13 protein-coding genes are annotated in these 14,426 nt (G+C 71.8%); 7 read left to right on the top strand and 6 right to left on the bottom strand.

The window, feature by feature from the left end; all coding sequences use genetic code 11:
* Nucleotides 1-4 precede the first annotated feature (4 nt).
* The 3 genes from lpdA to QWJ41_RS13165 are packed head-to-tail and all read left to right on the top strand — an operon-like array spanning nucleotide 5 to nucleotide 3,133.
* Nucleotides 5-1,408: a dihydrolipoyl dehydrogenase gene (gene lpdA / locus QWJ41_RS13175; protein WP_302708865.1), complete on the top strand. Its 1,404-nt coding sequence runs from the start codon at nucleotides 5-7 to the stop codon at nucleotides 1,406-1,408.
* Nucleotides 1,409-1,435: 27 nt separating this feature from the next.
* Complete coding sequence (locus QWJ41_RS13170; RefSeq protein WP_302708864.1) at nucleotides 1,436-2,830, top strand: NAD(P)H-quinone dehydrogenase; 1,395 nt, start codon at nucleotides 1,436-1,438, stop codon at nucleotides 2,828-2,830.
* A 15-nt stretch (nucleotides 2,831-2,845) separates the two neighbouring features.
* On the top strand, nucleotides 2,846-3,133 hold the full coding sequence (locus QWJ41_RS13165; RefSeq protein WP_302708862.1) for a DUF1905 domain-containing protein: 288 nt from the start codon (nucleotides 2,846-2,848) through the stop codon (nucleotides 3,131-3,133).
* Nucleotides 3,134-3,200: 67 nt separating this feature from the next.
* Here QWJ41_RS13165 and QWJ41_RS13160 read toward each other — a convergent pair whose 3' ends face one another.
* Together QWJ41_RS13160 and QWJ41_RS13155 are read right to left on the bottom strand one after the other, a co-directional pair.
* The gene (locus QWJ41_RS13160) at nucleotides 3,201-3,944 is read right to left on the bottom strand and encodes a DUF4386 domain-containing protein (RefSeq protein WP_302708861.1); all 744 of its coding nucleotides are present in this window, start codon (nucleotides 3,942-3,944) and stop codon (nucleotides 3,201-3,203) included.
* Nucleotides 3,941-4,906 (bottom strand): NAD(P)-dependent alcohol dehydrogenase, encoded by a 966-nt coding sequence (locus tag QWJ41_RS13155; protein ID WP_302708859.1) that lies wholly within the window; start codon nucleotides 4,904-4,906, stop codon nucleotides 3,941-3,943. Before QWJ41_RS13155 ends, QWJ41_RS13160 begins: the two co-directional genes overlap by 4 nt.
* A 95-nt stretch (nucleotides 4,907-5,001) precedes the next feature.
* On the opposite strand from QWJ41_RS13155, the gene QWJ41_RS13150 reads away from it, so the two are divergent.
* Together QWJ41_RS13150 and QWJ41_RS13145 are read left to right on the top strand one after the other, a co-directional pair.
* On the top strand, nucleotides 5,002-5,649 hold the full coding sequence (locus QWJ41_RS13150; RefSeq protein ID WP_302708857.1) for a TetR/AcrR family transcriptional regulator C-terminal domain-containing protein: 648 nt from the start codon (nucleotides 5,002-5,004) through the stop codon (nucleotides 5,647-5,649).
* 9 nt (nucleotides 5,650-5,658) lie between these two features.
* On the top strand, nucleotides 5,659-7,023 hold the full coding sequence (locus tag QWJ41_RS13145) for a pyridoxal phosphate-dependent decarboxylase family protein (RefSeq protein WP_302708856.1): 1,365 nt from the start codon (nucleotides 5,659-5,661) through the stop codon (nucleotides 7,021-7,023).
* A 10-nt stretch (nucleotides 7,024-7,033) separates the two neighbouring features.
* On the opposite strand, the gene QWJ41_RS13140 is transcribed toward QWJ41_RS13145, so the two are convergent.
* The 4 genes from QWJ41_RS13140 to QWJ41_RS13125 are packed head-to-tail and all read right to left on the bottom strand — an operon-like array spanning nucleotide 7,034 to nucleotide 11,984.
* The gene (locus QWJ41_RS13140; RefSeq protein WP_302708854.1) at nucleotides 7,034-8,149 is read right to left on the bottom strand and encodes a calcium/sodium antiporter; all 1,116 of its coding nucleotides are present in this window, start codon (nucleotides 8,147-8,149) and stop codon (nucleotides 7,034-7,036) included.
* A 36-nt stretch (nucleotides 8,150-8,185) separates the two neighbouring features.
* Nucleotides 8,186-9,646 carry an NADP-dependent phosphogluconate dehydrogenase gene (gene gnd, locus QWJ41_RS13135; RefSeq protein ID WP_302708852.1) on the bottom strand — a complete coding sequence of 487 codons (1,461 nt, stop codon included), beginning with the start codon at nucleotides 9,644-9,646 and terminating at the stop codon, nucleotides 8,186-8,188.
* Nucleotides 9,647-9,702: 56 nt separating this feature from the next.
* Nucleotides 9,703-10,302: a GNAT family N-acetyltransferase gene (locus tag QWJ41_RS13130; RefSeq protein WP_302708850.1), complete on the bottom strand. Its 600-nt coding sequence runs from the start codon at nucleotides 10,300-10,302 to the stop codon at nucleotides 9,703-9,705.
* Between the two features lie 56 nt (nucleotides 10,303-10,358).
* Nucleotides 10,359-11,984: a DEAD/DEAH box helicase gene (locus QWJ41_RS13125; protein ID WP_302708848.1), complete on the bottom strand. Its 1,626-nt coding sequence runs from the start codon at nucleotides 11,982-11,984 to the stop codon at nucleotides 10,359-10,361.
* A gap of 858 nt (nucleotides 11,985-12,842) precedes the next feature.
* Between QWJ41_RS13125 and QWJ41_RS13120 the strand changes: the two genes are divergently transcribed.
* Together QWJ41_RS13120 and QWJ41_RS13115 are read left to right on the top strand one after the other, a co-directional pair.
* Nucleotides 12,843-13,160 carry a hypothetical protein gene (locus QWJ41_RS13120; protein WP_302708846.1) on the top strand — a complete coding sequence of 106 codons (318 nt, stop codon included), beginning with the start codon at nucleotides 12,843-12,845 and terminating at the stop codon, nucleotides 13,158-13,160.
* A gap of 712 nt (nucleotides 13,161-13,872) precedes the next feature.
* Nucleotides 13,873-14,337: a hypothetical protein gene (locus tag QWJ41_RS13115; protein WP_302708845.1), complete on the top strand. Its 465-nt coding sequence runs from the start codon at nucleotides 13,873-13,875 to the stop codon at nucleotides 14,335-14,337.
* Nucleotides 14,338-14,426: the final 89 nt, after the last annotated feature.

Here is a 14,426-nt window from a genome sequence, read left to right as displayed (position 1 = left end):
GGGCGTGACCCACTTCGATGTTCTCGTTCTTGGTGCCGGCCCTGGTGGCTACGTCGCGGCGATCCGGGCGGCTCAGCTCGGCAAGTCGGTGGCGGTCGTGGAGGAGAAGTACTGGGGCGGTGTGTGCCTCAACGTCGGCTGCATCCCCTCCAAGGCCCTGCTGCGCAACGCCGAGATCTCCCACCTGATCACCCACGAGAAGAAGACCTTCGGCATCGAGGGCGACGCCACGATGGCCTTCGGCCCGACCCACGCGCGCAGCCGCAAGGTCGCCGAGGCCAGCGCCAAGGGCGTGCACTACCTGATGAAGAAGAACAAGATCACCGAGGTCGACGGCTGGGGCACCCTGACCGGCACCAAGGACGGCAAGCACGGCATCGACGTCAAGGGCGCCGACGGGGAGGTCACCTCCCACACCTGCGACGACCTGATCATCGCCACGGGCGCCAAGACCCGGCTGATCCCGGGCACCGAGCTCAGCGAGCGCGTGGTCACCTACGAGGAGCAGATCCTCACCGACCAGCTGCCCGGCTCGATCATCATCGCCGGCTCCGGTGCCATCGGCGTCGAGTTCGCCTACGTGATGGTCAACTTCGGCGTGAAGGTCACCATCGTCGAGTTCCTCGACCGGATGGTGCCCACCGAGGACGCCGACGTGTCCAAGGAGCTGCTCAAGCAGTACAAGAAGCTCGGTGTCGACGTGATGCTCTCGACCAAGGTTGAGAAGATCGACGACTCCGGCGAGAAGGTGAAGGTCACCGTCACCAAGGACGGCCAGGAGCAGGTGCTCGAGGCCGACAAGGTGATGCAGGCCATCGGCTTCGCCCCGCGCGTCGAGGGCTTCGGCCTCGACGCCACCGGCGTCGAGCTGACCGAGCGCGGCGCGATCGCGGTCGACGCCCGCGGGCGCACCAACGTCGACGGCGTCTGGGCGATCGGTGACGTCACCGGCAAGCTGATGCTGGCCCACACCGCCGAGTCGATGGGCGTCATCGCCGCCGAGACGATCGCCGGCGCCGAGACCGTCGAGATCGACTTCGACATGATCCCGCGCGCCACCTTCTGCCAGCCCCAGATCGCCTCCTTCGGCTACTCCGAGGAGCAGGCCAAGGAGAAGGGCTACGACGTCAAGACCTCGCAGTTCCCCTTCTCCGCCAACGGCAAGGCCCGCGGCATGGCCGAGGGCGTCGGCTTCGTCAAGATCGTCGCCGACGCCGAGCACAACGAGATCATCGGCGCCCACATGATCGGCCCCGAGGTCACCGAGCTGCTGCCGGCGCTGACGCTGGCGCAGAAATGGGACCTCACCGCCGACGAGGTCGCCCGCAACGTCTTCGCGCACCCGACCCTGTCGGAGGCGATGAAGGAGGCCGTCGAGGGGATCGCCGGCCACATGATCAACCTCTGAGACACCAGCAACGCACGGAAGGAACAGATGAGCGACAAGGTCGTCATCGTCGGGGGAGGCCCCGGCGGGTACGAGGCGGCGCACGTGGCCGCCCAGCTCGGGGCCGAGGTGACCATCGTCGACAGCGACGGTCTGGGCGGCTCGGCCGTGCTGACCGACTGCGTGCCGAGCAAGACGCTCATCGCCACCAGCGAGGTGATGAGCGAGGTGGCCGAGGCCGCCGAGCTCGGGATCACCTTCAACGACCCGCAGGGCGACGCCGCGACGGCCATCAAGGTCGACCTCGGCCGGGTCAACCGGCGGGTCAAGCAGCTGGCCGCCGACCAGTCCGGCGACATCCGCCGGCGCCTGGAGCGCGACGGGGTCGAGCTGGTCGTGGGCCGCGGCCGCCTCGACGGGCCCGGCCGGGTCGTGGTCACCGACGCCGACGGCGCCGAGTCGACGCTCGAGGCCGACGCGGTGCTCATCGCCACCGGCGCCTCCCCGCGGGTGCTGCCCACCGCGCAGCCCGACGGCGAGCGGATCCTGTCGTGGGACCAGGTCTACGACCTCGACGAGCTGCCCACCGAGCTGATCGTGGTCGGCTCCGGTGTCACCGGAGCCGAGTTCGCCAGCGCCTACCTGGCCCTCGGCGTGCCGGTCACCCTGGTCTCCTCGCGCGACCGGGTGCTGCCCGGCGAGGACGCCGACGCCTCGCTGGTGCTGCAGGAGGTCTCCGAGCGCCGCGGCATGAAGGTGCTCTCGAAGTCGCGGATGGAGTCGGTGACCCGCGACGGCGACGTCGTCACGGTCACCCTCACCGACGGGCGCACCGTGCAGGGCTCGCACTGCATCCTCGCGCTCGGCTCGGTGCCCAACACCGCCGACCTGGGCCTCGAGGAGTCCGGGGTGGTGCTCAAGGACGGTGGCTTCGTCAACGTCGACCGGGTCTCGCGCACCTCCGCCCGAGGCGTGTACGCCGCCGGCGACTGCACCGGTGTGCTCATGCTCGCCTCCGTGGCCGCGATGCAGGGCCGGATCGCGATGTGGCACTTCCTCGGCGACACCGTGCACCCGCTGGACCTCAAGAAGGTCTCCTCCAACGTCTTCACCGCTCCCGAGATCGCCACCGTGGGCTGGTCGCAGCAGGCCGTCGACGCCGGCGAGATCCAGGCCGAGGTCGTGATGCTGCCGCTCGGCGGCAACCCGCGGGCCAAGATGCAGGGCGTGCGCGACGGTTTCGTCAAGCTCTTCTGCCGCCCCGGCACCGGCATCGTCGTCGGTGGCGTCGTGGTGGGCCCCCGGGCCAGCGAGCTGATCCACCCGGTGGCCCTCGCGGTCGCCGAGTCGATCACCGCCGACCAGCTGGCCCAGACCTTCACCGTCTACCCCTCGATGAGCGGTTCCATCGCCGAGGCCGCCCGCCGGCTGCACCGGGTCTGAGTCGCGGGTCCTCGGGTGCAGTTCGAGCTCGAGGGCCCCGTGGTGGAGTGGCGCGGTCCTGCGCCGTTCTACTTCGTGCAGGTCTCCGACGAGGACTCCGAGGACCTCAAGGAGGCGGCCAGGGGCGTGGAGTACTGGGGCCAGGTCCCGGTGCTGGCCCGTCTGGGCGACGTCGAGTTCCGCACCGCACTCTTCCCCAAGGACGGTCGCTACCTGGTGCCGCTCAAGGCCGCGGTACGCCGGGCGGCCGGGGTCGAGCACGGTGAGGTCGTGACCGTGCGGCTCGACGTCGTTCGTGGCTGAAGTGAATCAGGCCGGCAGACCGTCCTGACGACCCTCACGCGACACGCCGACGGCGGCGTTCGGGTCGTCAGGACGGCTGCAGCACCCGCTCGTCGAGAGCGGTCCCGCGAGCGGTCGGCGCCGCGCGCCGGCCGGTCGCGACCAGTGCCAGCCACACCGTGAACCACAGCTCGGCGACCACCGAGGGCACCGCGACGACCGCCAGCATCAGGTCGGCGTACGCCTCGTAGTCGCTGAGCAGCAGGTGCGCGACGGTGTCGGTGGCGTACGCCGCTCCCGCGAGCACCAGCAGCCACCCCAGCAGGCGTGGGGCGCCGGTGGCCCGCAGCAGCAGGAGCCCGACGAGCACCAGGTGCACGCCGAAGGCCGAGAGCCCCACGACCCACAGGAAGTCGAAGGACTGCAGGGCCAGCAGCACCGAGCTGTCCGCGGCTCCGGGGGTCTCGACCAGCTCGAGGGCCACGAAGAGCGCCACCATCGACGCGCCGAGCAGCACCGTGTAGGTCAGCCGGAACCACGCCGCGAGCAGCGCCAGGTCGGGCTGGACCGCGCGCAGCAGCACGAGCAGCGCCCAGGCGATGACCACGTCGAGCAGGAAGATCGCCAGGAAGGCGGCCGCCCCCAGCCTCATCGACGTCTCGTGCTCGACCAGGGCCGCGGCCGTGGCGGGAGCGTCGGCGGGGTCGAGCACCTGGCCCAGCGCGATGAAGTTGGCGAAGATCGCCAGCACGAAGAGCAGCGCGTAGGAGACGGCGGCCCAGCCGGCGGCGGTGCGCGCCGAGGTGCGCGGCGCCGTGGTCGCGGCGCTCACGGGACCACCACGATCTTGCCGCGCACGTGGCCCTCGACCAGGTGGTCGATCGCCTTGGCGGCCTCCTCCAGGGCGTAGGTGCGCTCCAGCACCGGCCGCAGCTCGCCCCGGTCGGCCATGTCGGCGAGCGTGGCGAAGTCGGCGGCGGTCTCTTTGCTCAGCAGCGGGGTCAGGCGCTGGCGGACGAAGGGGGAGAGCGCCATGGCGCCGAGCTGGCGGTGGGTGCCGCCGAGCCAGCGGTCGCCGCCCTCGCCGCCGGCGATCACGAGCGTGCCGTCGGGGGCCAGGCAGCGGCGCAGCAGTGAGAGGCGACGCAGGCCGGCGAGGTCGATGATGACGTCCCAGCGCCGGCCGGACGCGTCGATCTCCTCGCGGGTGTGGTCGATGACGTCGGTGGCACCCAGCGAGCGCACCAGGTCGGCCTTGGCGCCGCTGGCCACCCCGGTGACCTCGGCGCCGAGCGCCGCGGCGACCTGCACGGCGTACGACCCGACTCCGCCGGAGGCGCCGATCACCAGCACCCGGTCGCCCGCCTCGACGCCGGCGCGGCGGACGGCCTGGAGGGCGGTGCCGCCGGAGATCGGCAGGGTGGCCGCCTCCTCGAAGGAGAGGCTGGTGGGCTTGCGGGCCAGGCGGGTGACGGGGACGACCGCGAAATCGGCGTACGAGCCGTCGGCGGTGCCGATCACCTCGTCGCCGATCGCGAACGAGGTCACCCCGTCGCCGACCCGGTCGACGACACCGGCGACGTCGCGGCCCACGACGGGGAGCTTGGGGCGGCGCAGCCCGAAGGCCAGGCGCACGGCGTAGGGCCGCCCGGCCATCAGGTGCCAGGTGCCGCGGTCGACACCCGCGGCCCTGACCCGCACGAGCACCTCGCCGGGCCCGGGGGTGGGGGTGTCGATCTCGGTGAGCTGCAGGGTCTCGGTGCCGCCGTAGCGGTGCTGCGTGATCGCACGCATCATGGTCTCCGTTTCTTACGTCGTAAGGTTACGATTCCCACGGTAGGCTTACGGCGTAAGGTCAGTCAACGACCAGATCGGGTATGGAGGCACGGATGGGCAGGAGCGGCCTGACACGGGCGAGCATCGTGGCGGCGGCGGTCGGGGTCGCCGACGCCGAGGGCGTGGCCGCCCTGTCGATGCGCTCGGTGGGCAAGCGCCTGGGGGTGGAGGCGATGTCGCTCTACCACCACGTGGCCAACAAGGAGGACCTGCTCGACGGCATGGTCGACGCGGTCTTCGCGGAGTTCCACGCCCCCGAGGTCGGGGGAGCCTGGCGCGGGGAGATGCGCGCGCGCCACCACTCGGCGCGCGCGGTGCTGAAGAAGCACCCGTGGGCGGTGGGCATGATGGACTCGCGCCGCAACGCCGGCTTCGAGACCCTGCGCCACCACGACGCGGTGCTCGGCTGCCTGCGCGAGGCCGGCTTCTCGCTGGCCCTGACCGGGCACGCCTTCGCCGTCCTCGACGCGCACCTCTACGGCTTCCTGGTCCAGGAGCTCAGCCTGGCCTTCGACGGCGAGCAGGACCTCGCCGAGCTGGGGGAGCAGATCCTCACCGCCCTGCCCGAGGGCCAGCTGCCGTACTTCCGCGAGTTCACTCTCGAGCACGCGCTGCAGCCGGGCTACGACTTCGGCGACGAGTTCGAGGTCGGGCTGGAGCTGCTGCTCGACGGGCTCGCGGCGAGGCTCGAGGGGTCCTAGTCTGTCGAGATGCCCGACGACGAGGTCCTGCACCGCGCCCTGGCGCACGCCCGGGCCTGGCGGGCCGGCGCCCCCGAGCACCGGGTGGGGCCGAGCGCCGACATCGAGGAGATGCTCGCGACGTTCGGGGGCCCGCTGCCCGAGCAGGGCAGCGATCCCGTCTCGGTCATCGACGAGCTCGGCGTGGGCGCCCCGCCGGGGCTGCTGAACATCCAGTCGGGCCGGTTCTTCGGCTGGGTGATGGGCGGCACCCTCCCGGCCGCGCTGGGCGCCGACTGGCTGGTGAGCACCTGGGACCAGAACGCCGGCCTGCGCGACGCGATGCCGACGGTCGCGGCGCTCGAGGAGGTGGCCGGTGCCTGGATCCTCGAGCTGCTCGGGCTGCCGAGCGAGGCCGACGTCGGCTTCGTGACGGGCGCGACGATGGCCAACTTCACCGGGCTCGCGGCGGGCCGGTTCGCGGTGCTCGACCGCGTGGGGTGGGACGTCCACCGCGACGGGCTGACCGGCGCCCCGCGGGTGCACGTGCTGGTGGGCGCCGAGCGGCACGACACGGTCGACCTGGCGCTGCGCTACCTGGGGCTGGGCGCCCCGAGGGTGGTGGCGGCCGACGGCCAGGGCCGGATGGACCCCGCCGCGCTGGACGCCGCGCTGGCCGACGTACCCGACGGGGAGCCGGTGATCGTGTGCCTGCAGGCGGGCAACCTGCACTCGGGGGCCTTCGACCCGTTCCCCGAGCTCGTCGCCGCGGCCCACGAGCGGGGCGCCTGGGTGCACGTCGACGGCGCGTTCGGGCTGTGGGCGCTGGCCTCGCCGCGCCTGGCCCCGCTCGCGCGCGGCGTCGAGGCGGCCGACTCGTGGGCGACCGACGCCCACAAGACCCTCAACGTCACCTACGACTGCGGCATCGCGGTCGTGCGCGACCCGGTGGCGGTGCGCAGCGCGATGGGCGTGCACGCGAGCTACCTGCCCGACGCCGTCGGCCCCGGCAACCACTACGAGAAGGTGCCCGAGCTCTCGCGACGTGCGCGCGGCGTGCCGGTGTGGGCGGCGCTGCGCTCGCTGGGCAGCGCCGGCGTCGCCGCCCAGGTCGACCGGCTGGCCGAGCGGGCCCGCGGCATCGCCGACGGGCTGGCCGGGGTGACGGGCGTCGAGGTGCTCAACGACGTCGTCTACACCCAGGTCTGCCTCGACGTCGGCGACGGTCGCACCCAGGAGTTCTGCGCGCGGCTGACCGGCTCGGGCGAGGTGTGGATGTCGCCGTCGCGCTGGCAGGACCGCGACGTCGTGCGGGTCTCGGTCTCCAACGCCGCCACGACCGACGACGACGTACGCCGCACGGTGGCGGCGGTGCGCCGGGCGGTGGCCGGCTGAACTCCCGCCGTCAGGAGGGCCCGGCGGGGCCGCGGCTCGACGCCGTCCGCGCGCCGCGTCGCACCCCGAGCTCGTAGGTGGCGAGCGCGACCAGCGTGAGCGCGGTGAGCGGCAGCACGAACCCGAGCATCACCGCGCTGAACCGCGGCAGCGCGTCGTGGCCGGCGGAGTCGAGCAGCAGGTAGGCGACGTAGGCGGAGTAGTAGGCAAGGAACAGCCCGGCCTCCCACCGCGCGACGGTGAACCCGGTGAAGACGATCGGCAGCACCACGAAGGCGACGGCGACCATCACCGGCAGGTCGAAGGCGACGGCCGCGGCGTCCACCGGCACCCCGCCGTCGGCGACCACCGAGGTCAGGCCCATCACCGCGCCGATGTTGAAGATGTTGGACCCGATGGCGTTGCCCACGGCCATCTCGACCTTGCCCCTGAGCGCGGCGAGCACCGACGTGGCCAGCTCGGGCAGCGAGGTGCCGATCGCCACCACGGTCAGCCCGATGACGGTGTCGCTGAGCCCGAGAGCCGAGGCGATGTCGGTGGCCGCCACCACCAGCCAGCGCGCGCCGAGGACGAGCATCGCGACGCCGACCGCGACCATGACGGCGGAGACGACCAGCCGCCGGGACCGGCCGGCCTCGGGCGCCGCGGGCTGGTCGTCCGGGGTGAGCACCTCCGCCCGGTCGCCCCGCCGGCTGCCCACCACCGTCCACACGACGTACACCGCGAGCAGCAGCACCAGCACCGCACCGTCGACGGTGGAGACCGCGCCGTCGAGGCTCATCAGCCAGAAGAGCAACGACAGCCCGATCATCACCGGCACGTCGCGGCGCACCACGGCGGCGCGCACGGCCAGCGGCAGGATCAGCCCGGCGACGCCGAGCACCAGCAGGATGTTGACCACGTTGGAGCCCACCACGTTGCCGACGGCCAGACCGGGGCTGCCGGCGGCGCTGGCCTGCAGGGTCACCGCGAGCTCGGGCGCCGACGTCGCGAACGAGACCACGGTGAGGCCGACCACGAGCGGCGAGATCCCGGCCGCCGTGGCGATGGTGCCGGCTCCGCGCACGAGCACCTCGCCCCCGACGACCAGGAGCACGAGGCCGGCGACGAGCAGCAGGGCGGTCACGGGTCACAGCCTTCCACGGCGACGGTGCGGCGGCGCTCAGTCGGCGGCGACCTCGGAGCGGTCGCCCGACCAGAGGGTGTGGAAGACCCCGTCGCGGTCGGTGCGCCGGTAGGTGTGGGCGCCGAAGAAGTCGCGTTGGGCCTGGATCAGCGCGGCGGGCAGGCGCTCCGAGGCCAGCGCGTCGTACGACGCCAGCGCGGAGCCGAAGGCGGGCGCGGGGACGCCCGCGGTGACGGCCAGCGCGACGACGCGGCGCCAGGCGGCCTCGCCGTCGCGGACGGCCTCGGCGAAGTAGGGGTGCGCGAGCAGGGTGACCAGCGACGGGTCGTCGTCGTAGGCCTCGGCGATGCGGTCGAGGAACCGGGCGCGGATGATGCAGCCGCCGCGCCAGATGCGGGCGATCGCACCGAGGTCGATGTCCCAGCCGTGCTCCTCGGCGCCGGCGCGGATCAGGTCGAAGCCCTGGGCGTAGGCGACCACCTTGGAGGCGTAGAGGGCGGCGCGCACGTCGTCCTCGAAGCCGTCGGGTGCCGTGGGCACGTCAGGGCGGTCAGAGAAGGTGCTGCGCACGGCGTCGCGGTGCTCGGCGGAGCAGGAGAGCGCGCGGGCGAAGACGGCCTCGCCGATCGCGGTGGCCGGGACGCCGAGACCGAGGGCGTTCTGCACCGTCCACACGCCGGTGCCCTTGGAACCGGCGCGGTCGAGGATCACGTCGACCAGCGGCCCGCCGGTCTCCGCGTCGTCCTGGCGCAGCACCTCGGCGGTGATCTCGATGAGGTAGGACTCCAGGTCGCCGCCGTTCCACTCGGCGTAGACGTCGGCGAGCGAGGCGGGGTCGTGGCCGCCGATGCGCCGCAGCAGGTCGTAGGACTCGGCGATGAGCTGCATGTCGGCGTACTCGATGCCGTTGTGGACCATCTTGACGAAGTGGCCGGCCCCGTCGCTGCCGACGTGGGTGACGCAGGGCTCGTCCTGCGCGACCGCGGCGATCGAGCGCAGGGCGGGGGCGAGGGCCTCCCAGGCCTCCTTCGAGCCCCCGGGCATGAGGGAGGGGCCGTTGAGCGCGCCCTCCTCGCCGCCGGAGATGCCGCAGCCCACGAAGTGCAGGCCGCGCTCACGCAGCTCCTCCTCGCGGCGGATGGTGTCGTGGAAGTCGGCGTTGCCGCCGTCGACGATGATGTCGCCCTCCTCGAACCGCTCGGCGAGCTGCTCGATGACCGCGTCGGTGCCGGCACCGGCCTGCACCATGATGATCGCCGTACGCGGCGTGGCCAGGGAGGCGACGAAGTCGTCGATGGTCTCCGCGGCGACGAAGCCCGCCTCGGGGTGCTCCTCGACCAGCGCGTCGGTCTTGGCGGTGGTGCGGTTGAAGACCGCGACCGTGTTGCCCTCGCGGGAGGCCAGGTTGCGGGCGAGGTTGGAGCCCATCACCGCCAGCCCGATGACGCCGATCGTGGCCTCGCCGCTGGTCCGGGTGGTCTGCTCGGTGTCGCTCACTGCTGCTCCTCGAGTGGTCGGTGTGCGCTCCTCTCGACGGTAGGCGCCGGGTCCGTCTACCGGGCCACCTGAGGGGTGAGCGGGTGCCGCACCACCCTGCGGCGCAGCGTGGGGGAGGAGACCACCTCGTAGCCGGCGGCGAGGAAGACCTGCAGCAGCCCCACCGACGCCTCGTCCCAGATCACGGTCTTCCCGGGCTCGGGCTCGGTGGGGTAGCCCTCGAGCACCCGCGCGCCGACGTTGCGCCCGTGCTCGACGGTGGCGGCGGCCAGCTCGTACATCAGCCCCTCGCGGCGGAAGCCCTTGCGCACCACGAAGCAGGTCACCGACCAGACGCCCTCGAGGTCGGGGTCGGTGCGCATCCACGCCTTATGGCGGGCCCAGATCCGCGGGTAGTTCTCCCGCGGCTCGACCGCCACCCAGCCGGCCGGCTCGCCGTCGACGTACCCGATCAGGCCCGACGTGGGGCCGGGCGTGCCGCAGGCGGTCTGCTCGAGCAGGGCGGCGTCGCGCTGCTCCTGGGTGGTGTCACGCCAGATCCAGCCTGCCACCTTCAGCCCCTGGCAGCGGCACGTGCGGGCGCCGCCGGCGGCGAGGACCGTCTCGACGTCCTCGGTGGTGGCCTCGTTGGCCGGTCGCCAGGTGAACTCGGGCATGTCGCAGCGTAGGCCCGATCGCTTTGCCTTGCGCGGACCTTGTGTGGGTCAAGCGGTCAGGTGCCGTCCTCGGTGAGTGTCGTGGGCGGCAGCCAGTCGGCGCCGAGCAGCTCGGCGAGGTCGGTGAGGCCGGTGGTGTCGCTGCCGACGGTGTCGGAGGCGGCGGCGATCCGCTCGACCATCACCTTGCCGACCTGCTCCTCGACGGTGCCCTCGGCGTAGGCGATGTGCCACGGCGAGACCTGGTGGTCGCGGTGGGTGCGGCCGGTGACCTGGCGCCCGGCGATGCCCGAGAAGCGGGCCTGGTGGAAGACGCCGACGCGGGGCTCGGTGCTGGCCTGGCGGCCGTCGGCGAGGCTCTCGCCGGCGTGCAGGCTGATGGAGGCGACGGTGGTGAAGACGCAGACCTTGGCCTGCCCGGTCTGGAACCGCAGCCGCTCCGCCTCGGGGTCGAACCGGTCGCGGCCGTAGATCGTGGCGACCTCGATGCCGGAGTCGCGCAGCCGGTCGGCGATGGGGTCGGCGGCGGTCGCGACGAACTCGACCGAGCAGGCCACCTGCCGCTCGGCCTGCACCTGCTGGGCGATCCAGTCGACGGTGGAGTCGACGCGGATCAGCCCGGCCTTCTGCCGGAAGCGCAGCAGTGCGGCTCGGCCCTTGGCGGTGTTGCGGCCGCGGCGGGCGATGTCCATCTCGCGGCAGAACTCGCCCCACTCGGCCTCGTACGCCGCCCGCTCGGCCGGAGTGAGCGTCACCGGCATGCCCGAGATCGGCACCGGCCCCCAAGGCGCGGCGCGGTGCAGCATCGCCGGGGGCTGCTCCTCGTCGAGCCAGCCGCGCACCAGCTTGAGGTCCGCAGCGCGGCGGGCCGGGTCGGTCGTCCAGGTGGCGCCGTAGCGACCGTGCTCGACCTCGACGCCGTGGCGCTCGAGCGCGGTGGCGAAGGCGGCGCCGGGCTGCGTGGCCGAGGTCCACTCCTTCATCGGCTCGCCGAGCACCTGCGCGTAGGCCGGCGCGAGGTAGGGCAGCTCGAGGGGCGTGTGGCCGGGAGTGGCGGTGGTGGCGATGACGAACGGCGCCTTGTCGTGGGGCTTGGCGTGGCCGGAGATGCGCGCCCAGAGCTTCCAGCGCCTGGTCGTCGTACGCCGCAGCGCGTGGGCCTCGTCGGCGACGATCACGTCCCAGGTGTGGTCCTTGACCTTCTCGAGCCGGTCCCAGGTGATCACCACCCACTCGAGCCCGCCGTCGCCGAGCGCGGTGATGGTGCGACACCAGTGGCCGATCGTGATCGCGGCGGGCCGGTCGGCGACGACGAGCACGCGCTGCACGCCGCGCAGGTCGCCGACCGCCGTCGCGCCGAGGACTGCCGAGATCGTCTTGCCGACACCGGGCTCGTCGGCCAGCAGGAACTGCCGCCCGCCCGCCGCGGCGCGCTCCGCGATCGCGTCGGCCGCCTCGAACTGGAGCCGGCGCGGCTCGAGCGTGTCGCTCGGCTCGGGGGAGGGCGCCGGGTCGTCGGGGTTGAGGGTGTTCTCGACGAACCGCCCCAGCGTGTGCGGGCCCGGCGCGTACGGCGCCAGGTGCGTCGGCAGCGCTCGCCCGACGTAGAGGTGGGTCTTGACCGCGGGGTGCCAGCTCGCGCCGTCGACCTGCGTCCCGTACGGCACGTCGAGCACCCACACCCGTTCGCCTGGACCGGCGGCCGGCAAGGGCCGGGGTGCGCTGCTCTTACGAGTGCTGCCGCTTCGTCGACGTCCATTGGATCGACGAGAGCTGGCCATCCGCTGACGCTATCGGGGCGGCGATCACGTCCCGTGCCGGCGCGCCAATGCTTCGAGGGGATCTGGCGCGCTCAGCCCCGCGAGACGAAGCGATCGTCGAGGGGAGTAGATGCGTCGCTTCATCCGCGGGCGGCGGGTTGCCGGTATACGCCCACTGATCAGCATCGGTGCGACGCGGGTTTTGGCTAGGTGACAGTCGTAGCCGTGCACCTGCCTCTCAAACGAGGAAGCCCTGGACCTGCTAGCGGGATAGCGCCGATCCTTGCGTACTGGTATCTAGACCAGCGGCTTCAATAGGCGCTTTCGATCGATTTACCGTTGCGGGCCCGACGTCTCTGCGCCAGAGTGAAGTCGATCGCATCGACACCGCCGCGATCAGCGGTGTCACCGCCTCTCCGGAGGACCACCAGACGGCTGAAAATGGGCCCTCTGGCTTTAGTTGACCCCTACGCACAGTAGGGATGTCCGCCGCCGAGTTCATCCCGGGGCGCGTCCCGTGTAGCGGGAGGAACGCTTCCCTTCGCGATACGCACACACGTGCGATACGCGGACGGCAGCGTCCCCCAGATCGCCGCCGTTGCGGCGACTAGTCCCTACAAAGGGGCCTCGTAGTCGACCGCCTTGTAGTGCGGTCCACGCGTCGCACTTCGCGACGCTTGTCGGCTTTGGCGTCAACAACGCCCGGCGTACACATCCGTACGCCGGGCTCATCTGCGTACGCGCAGCATCGCGTGTACGTCACTGCAGAGGAGAACCGAAATGAACCTGGCCCAGCTGCCTGAGTTGCCCGTCACCGATCGGGATCTCGACCTGCTCGACATCCTTGCTCCTTTGTGTTCCGGAAGGTTCTCGTGCAACGGCCGCACCATCTGGCCGACCGACCACTGGGGCTGGAGCCATCCCAGCACCCGACGGACCCTGGACGTCGAGTGCGAGCTGCTGGAACTGCTTCGTCGACTGATGATTCGTATCGACAGTCGCGGCGGCCGGATGCTGCTCAGCCTGGAGCACGGGTATGCGTTCCATCTCGCGAGCAGATTGCCGATGGCCCGTCTGGTTGTTAGCGGTGTGGCGTGAGCGCCCTACATCGTTGCCGCCGCGGCGGCAAGCGTCGCTTCCGCGACCACCACGAGGCCGTCCGCGCCTTGCATCAGGCGGGCAATGCGCGGCGTCGAGCCTTCGACGAGGGACAGGACTCCACCCGTAGAGAGACCCGGGTGTATTCCTGCGATGCCTGCCACGGCTGGCACATGACGAGCCAGCACAAGCGGGTCGACGCCCCGAGCGGAGCCGAGTGATGGCGGGGAAGGACCCGGTCCCGGCCGCCCAGCGCTCGCAGCGGGGGACGCAAGAAGCTATCCACCAACGCTATGCATGCGACGTTCGAGATCACCTCCTGCGGATTGACACGTTCCTTACGAGACATGACTTTTACTGCGCCCGCAGAGAGATCGAAGCCCTGCAGGCGATCCGGGATCGCGTTTATGGCAGATATCGGCCACAGCTGGATCTGTTGGTGCAGGCCAATTGGGATAGGTATTGCGAGGCCCGAGGCATCGCGATTCGCGAGCGGCCTGTTTCGGTTCGCGCCTGCTCCGCGGGCTTGCCCAGCCTGGGCCGTCGTTGACAGTGCAGGCGCGCGTGACCTCGGGTCCCGACCGCCGCAGTGCCAGTCGCGACGGTGGGACTTCGGGCCAGCGCGGTCCTCTGTCGATGTCGTCCACTTCGCCCATGCACAGGTCAGCGTGGGTGCGTCGGGACTGTCGGTGCCTGGTGCTTGAGTATCAGCATGCTGATCGAGACGGACCTGGCGGGTGGTCCGGTGCGGGTCGATGACCTGGACCGGGACTCGGTGCTGTGGTTCGCCGAGCAGGCCAAGGCACGCGAGGCCGCGGCGGCGCTGGCGGTGCTGCACGCCACGATCCGCTGGTGCGAGACCAACACCGTCGACGATCCCAAGTGGGCGGCGGGGTTCGGGGAGGTCGGGGGCGACCTGGACTGTCCGGAGAAGATCGGTGGTGACGGGCGCCCGATGGTCGCGGCGTTCTCGGCCGAACCGTTGGCCGCGGCGATGGAGATCTCCACCACCGCCGCCCTGACGCTGATGGCCGATGCGCTCGAGCTGGCGCACCGGCTGCCGCGGGTGATGGCCCGCGTGGAGGCCCTCGAGGTGCCGGTGTGGCGCGCCCGCAGCATCGCCCAAGCCACCTCCTCGCTCTCACCCCTGATCCACCGGCGGCGTCCAGCGGTGTGAGCGTGGCGTAGAACGAGGTGCCCTCTTGAGCAGGGAAGATGTCGATTGCGACGTCGAATCCACCTGTTCACGAGAGGCACCTCGTAAGT

The sequence above is a fragment of the Nocardioides cremeus genome (assembly GCF_030518195.1).
GTDB lineage: Bacteria > Actinomycetota > Actinomycetes > Propionibacteriales > Nocardioidaceae > Nocardioides > Nocardioides cremeus.
This window is presented reverse-complemented; position numbering and strand designations above follow the sequence as displayed.

What these genes read in the sequence shown, in the direction of transcription:
- QWJ41_RS13130 (WP_302708850.1), bottom strand. Translation starts at nt 10,302, where the DNA reads ATGCCCGAGTTCACCTGGCGACCGGCCAACGAGGCCACCACCGAGGAC.
- QWJ41_RS13120 (WP_302708846.1), top strand. Translation starts at nt 12,843, where the DNA reads ATGAACCTGGCCCAGCTGCCTGAGTTGCCCGTCACCGATCGGGATCTC.
- QWJ41_RS13145 (WP_302708856.1), top strand. Translation starts at nt 5,659, where the DNA reads ATGCCCGACGACGAGGTCCTGCACCGCGCCCTGGCGCACGCCCGGGCC.
- QWJ41_RS13155 (WP_302708859.1), bottom strand. Translation starts at nt 4,906, where the DNA reads ATGCGTGCGATCACGCAGCACCGCTACGGCGGCACCGAGACCCTGCAG.
- QWJ41_RS13170 (WP_302708864.1), top strand. Translation starts at nt 1,436, where the DNA reads ATGAGCGACAAGGTCGTCATCGTCGGGGGAGGCCCCGGCGGGTACGAG.
- QWJ41_RS13115 (WP_302708845.1), top strand. Translation starts at nt 13,873, where the DNA reads ATGCTGATCGAGACGGACCTGGCGGGTGGTCCGGTGCGGGTCGATGAC.
- QWJ41_RS13150 (WP_302708857.1), top strand. Translation starts at nt 5,002, where the DNA reads ATGGGCAGGAGCGGCCTGACACGGGCGAGCATCGTGGCGGCGGCGGTC.